The organism is Labilibaculum sp., from assembly GCF_041595635.1.
Lineage (GTDB): Bacteria > Bacteroidota > Bacteroidia > Bacteroidales > Marinifilaceae > Labilibaculum.
In genome coordinates, this window is sequence record NZ_JBFHJW010000122.1 from 1 (window position 1) to 3,365 (window position 3,365).

At 35.4% G+C, this 3,365-nt stretch carries 2 protein-coding genes; one reads left to right on the forward strand and one right to left on the reverse strand.

Features of this window, described 5'->3' with window-relative positions; genetic code table 11:
- On the reverse strand, window positions 1-1,158 hold a 1,158-nt coding region (gene asnS / locus ABYT26_RS17560), incomplete at its 3' end, for an asparagine--tRNA ligase (RefSeq protein WP_372756322.1).
- Between the two features lie 324 nt (window positions 1,159-1,482).
- Between asnS and ABYT26_RS17565 the strand changes: the two genes are divergently transcribed.
- Window positions 1,483-3,138: an AMP-binding protein gene (locus tag ABYT26_RS17565; protein WP_372756324.1), complete on the forward strand. Its 1,656-nt coding sequence runs from the start codon at window positions 1,483-1,485 to the stop codon at window positions 3,136-3,138.
- Window positions 3,139-3,365 lie beyond the last annotated feature (227 nt).

A 3,365-nucleotide genomic window follows, 5' to 3' on the forward strand; every position in this document is an offset into this window, starting at 1 on the left:
GTTTTGCTTCATGTAAAAGGATTTAATTTCTTTCGGATAATCGATTAGAATAACTGGTTTTTGAAATTTCTTCTCTACCAAATATCTTTCGTGTTCCGATTGAAGATCGGCACCCCAACCTTCAATTACATATTGAAATTTTTTCTTCTTGTTTGGTTTCGAGTTGCGAAGAATTTCGATTGCTTCGGTATAAGTTAAGCGAACAAAATCGTTCTCCAAAACAAATTTCAATTTCTCGATCAATTCCATTGATCTATCCTCAGCTTTTTTGCCTTTCTCCTCTTCCTGCAATCTCTTGCTTAAGAATTCAAGATCTTCCATGCAATTATCCAAAGCATATTTAATCATGTATTTCAGGAACTCTTCAGCCAAATCCATGTTATCGGTAATATCATAGAAAGCCATTTCTGGTTCTATCATCCAAAACTCTGCCAAGTGACGTGTTGTATTTGAATTTTCGGCACGAAAAGTAGGCCCAAAGGTATAAATCTCGCCCAAAGCCATAGCGCCAAGCTCGCCTTCCAACTGACCTGAAACAGTTAAATTTGTTTCTTTCCCAAAAAAGTCTTCCTTGTAATTAACACTACCATCCTCATTCAAAGGAGGATTCTTAGCATCTAAGGTACTTACGCGAAACATTTCACCCGCACCTTCAGCATCCGAACCTGTTATTAGTGGTGTATGCATATAAAAGAATCCTTTTTTATTAAAGAATTCATGAACCGCAAATGCCATGGCATGACGAATACGAAATACTGCACTAAAGGTACTAGTACGAAAACGAAGGTGAGCTTTTTCTCTCAAGAACTCCAAAGAGTGTTTTTTAGGTTGCAAAGGATATTTGTCGGGATCGGCAGTACCTAACACATCAATAGTTTTAGCTGCAATTTCAACGCTTTGTCCGCTTCCCTGCGATTCAATAACTTCGCCAACTACTGAGATAGCAGCTCCTGTAGAAATTTTCTTTAGTAAATCCTCATTAAAATTAGGAACATCAACAACGATCTGAAGATTTTGAATTGTAGAACCATCATTTAATGCAATGAAATTAATTTGCTTATTTCCACGCTTTGTTCTAACCCACCCTTTCACATTTACTTCGCTGCCAACTTCATTCGAAATTAACAGATCTTTGATCTTAATTCTTTTCTGTTCCATGTTTCTATATAATGGTTAATGAGATAATAAGTTTACAAAAATATAAAATTGGTTTTGAATTAAGCTTAGCAAGACCCATATAATTCGAAAAAAGGTAAATATCAGCTCTCAATTACAGTATAAAAATCTACTTAACATGAAGTTTAGTTTGCCTTTTGAACCGCCTTTATATCTCAATACTTACTTTTTTCACTATTAAATCAACAGTGTCAAACATTTGATTTAATGACACTTATATGCTTCAAGAGGGAAATATGGGAAAATGTCATTATGATTTTTTATCAAGATTAGTACCTTTACGCCTCTTAAACAACTAGTAACTATATGATTCAAAATAAGTTAATAGATTCTATTCGCGAAACGATACAAAAAAACTGGGAGCATCCAGCTTTTTCGAATTATCAGAAAGATACGCTTACCTATGAGGAAGTTGCCCAAAGAATAAATTGGATGCACCTTCTTTTTAAGGAATTAGGAATAAAAAAAGAAGATAAAATTGCCTTGATTGGTCGGAACCTAAACAATTGGGCTGTTACCTATTTGGGTGCCATTACCTATGGTGCTGTTATTGTGCCTATTCTTCCTGATTTTAATTCCAATGATATCCACCACATCATCAATCACTCGGAAGCCAAATTACTCTTTACGACCGAAAATATTTTCAATAAAATTGATGATACCAAAATCAAAAAATTAAAGGGAATCATCTCCTTAGGGAATTTTGAAGTTCTTTGCTCACCCTCTGGTAAGCTAGAGAAAGCAATTGCCAAAAGCAATAAAGAAGCAGAAGCAAATAAAGTCGATAAAAATCATCTGAATTACGCCAATCAGAAAGATAAAGACATCGCCGTTTTATCCTACACATCTGGTACTTCTGGTTTTTCGAAAGGTGTTATGCTGGCCTACGAATCGTTGTATTCGAATGTTCAAATTGGGTTCGACCATATTGATTTGCGTCCGCAAGACAAGGTTGTTTCTTTTTTACCTTTAGCTCATGTATTTGGCTGTTTGTTTGAATTCTTAACTGAATTCTGTTGTGGCTGTCATGTTGTATTTCTTTCAAGAGTACCAACGCCACAAATAATCACCAAAGCGTTTCAGGATGTACAACCCCGACTCATTTGTCTGGTTCCATTAATCATGGAAAAGATCTACAAAAGAAAGATTCTTCCCGTTTTGGAAAGCAGAAGGGTAAAACTGATGCTTAAAATCCCATTACTCGAAAAGAAAATCTATAAAAAAATTAAAAACACCCTGGTAGAGACTTTTGGTGGCAATTTTATTGAGATTATTATAGGTGGCGCTGCTTTAAGCAAGGAAGTGGAAGATTTTCTTAAGAAAATTGAATTCCCGTTTACCGTTGGTTATGGCATGACTGAATGTGGACCGCTAATTAGTTACAGTTCCAGTGCAATTTTCCGAGCCCATTCCTGTGGAAGTGTAGTTGATCGGATGCAGGTAAGAATCAATTCTGCTGATCCTTACCAAATAGTAGGCGAAATTCAGGTAAAAGGTAGTAATGTGATGAAAGGCTACTATAAAAATCCAGAAGCCACCAAAGAAGCACTTGATAAGGATAATTGGTTGAGTACGGGTGACCTTGGAATTATTGATAAGGATGATTTCATTTACATCAAAGGTAGAAGCAAAAACATGTTACTAGGACCATCGGGACAAAATATTTACCCAGAAGAAATTGAAGCACGGTTGAATAACATGCCGTTTATTCAGGAATCGATTATTACCGATGATAAGGATCATAAATTAATTGCCCTTATTTATCCCGATTACGAAGCCTGCGATGCCGAAGGATTAGACAAATCTGAAATTGAAGAAGCAGTAAATGCAAACAAACAGATTGTAAACAAGAATTTTCCTGCTTACATGAAAATATCGCGAGTTGTTCTCTTCCCCGAGGAATTTAAAAAAACACCCAAAAGAAATATTAAAAGGTATTTGTATACCAATTTATACCATTAGAAAATTTTGGAATTAATAATATCATCCAGTGAGGCAATCCTCACTGGATTTTTTTTTGAGCTAAAACAAAGCAAAAGGCAGACCTATAAAGATCTGCCTTTCTGTAATCATCTGTATTTATTTCAACTAATCTTACTAGCTATCTGTTTTGCGATCTGCCATGAACCCATTACAAAGTCGCTTCGATCCAAGACCATGAAGAAATATCAACTTGATCGGAATCTTTA